This window comes from Mesotoga sp. B105.6.4 (genome assembly GCF_002896535.1).
Lineage (GTDB): Bacteria > Thermotogota > Thermotogae > Petrotogales > Kosmotogaceae > Mesotoga.
Genome location: NZ_JWIM01000153.1, coordinates 1 through 1,654, shown reverse-complemented (window position 1 = coordinate 1,654; position 1,654 = coordinate 1). Strand labels below are relative to the sequence as shown.

At 43.9% G+C, this 1,654-nt stretch carries 1 protein-coding gene and 1 pseudogene; both read right to left on the bottom strand.

Annotated features, from left to right (window positions below; translation table 11 throughout):
- Positions 1–1,234, bottom strand: a pseudogene (locus RJ60_RS15320) (hypothetical protein); the annotation flags it as partial.
- A gap of 50 nt (positions 1,235–1,284) precedes the next feature.
- On the bottom strand, positions 1,285–1,654 hold a 370-nt coding region (locus tag RJ60_RS15750; RefSeq protein ID WP_180980001.1), incomplete at its 5' end, for a hypothetical protein.

Sequence of the window (1,654 nt, the reverse complement as noted above, 5' to 3'; positions counted from 1 at the left end):
CGAAATCCGGCGTGTATGAGTAGATTGAATCGGTTATCGTTCCCGGGGAATCAACCTCAAGTATGAACAACAGGCTGTCCCCTTCGGGATCGGATGAATAGTTTAGAAGATCCAGTTCCAATGTGTCACCTTGGGCAACCTGCTGATCGGGCACAGATATGAAGGGCGGTTCGTTTGGCTTATTCTTCCCATAGTTTCTTGCAAAGATTATGAAGTCAACAAGGTCTATCTCTCCATCCGGAGCACAGCTGTCGTATATTCCCGCCCATACTCCCTGGTATTTGTCCTCCGCAGGCGCAATATCGTATGTTTCAATATATTCGCCTTCTCCTCCAAGTACGCTTCCATAGCTTCTGGCAAACAATATGAAGTCTGGAAGATCCACCTTGTTGCTATTATCAAAGTCACCAATCAGTTTGGGACCACCTATAGTAATCTCACCATCATGAAACACTGTTTGGATTAGTCCGGTGTTTGCATCGCGTACCTCTCCCGATAGTCCAATCAATGTTTTTCCCTCTATGAGACTGGCCACGAAATGTATCTGGTAGATATATTCGCAATTGACACTCTTTGCCGAGTTGAAGGCCGAGGTTATCGTAATCGTGTTTTCGGTGTGTTGAACTATTAGTAGTCCCGTTCCGAATGAGTTTAGAGGAGTTACTCCTTGTTCTCCCTTAGATTTGTCAATGATTATGTATTGTGGATCGTAAGTTATGGTGATCTCAACTCCGGCAAATCCATTGACATTTTCAGCGTGAACGAGAAAGTAGCCATTAGAGGCTTTGTCTATGCTTCCGTCTACTATGCTTATACCATCCGGGAACGGAGGCTTTGCCTGAGTCTTTGGCGAAGGCATTTCAAGATATTTAGCAGAAGAAGATATCACCAGGTTCTTCAAGGTAGTGAAATTACCGTCTATTCTGGCTATCTCTTCCCCTTCCCTTATGTTTGCTGAAGTCGAGACTATTGCTATTCTCGTTGTGCCTTCATCGCTATGGGTTACTATCTTCAGGAGGGAATCGTCAACTGTTATAGCTTCTTCTTCAATAGAGGCTGCTACTATCACATCTATCCCCGTAAGCTCCTTCAGCGCCTTAATGGATATTGAGCCGTCATCATTCAGAATGAAGGAAACCTCTTCAGAATTAACTGCTTTCTGATCTAGTGAGAAACATCCCGCAATTACCAGAACCAGTAAACCAATGGCGACAAATCCGATTGCCCTTTTCATCCAACTACCTCCCCCGGCCACTTATCTACTCGCTTTCCCCTATTCCGGCATTACTTCACAATGAAAAGTCCCTGATCACTTGAATCAACTGGAATTTCAACCAAAGCAGTATCAACAAATGAGACACTGCTGAAAACCGCGGCAGTCCTTCCTGTTATAGCCTTTACCTTCACGTAGATAAACCAGAGATTCCCATCGGCAATGTTCTTTCCAGCAGAATTTTTGTAGGCTCCACTCAGATAAACGGTGGAACCGGTAGTATCCTTAAGTTTCATTATTGACAGGAAATCCGTACTAATAGCTTTGTATTCGCACCAGGGTTCGAAGTCTGCAAATGTTGCCTCGGGATTAGATGCAAGAAATTCGCTAAGGGTATGACCATCTCTATTCAGAAATTCCATGTAGTTTGTATCTATTTCT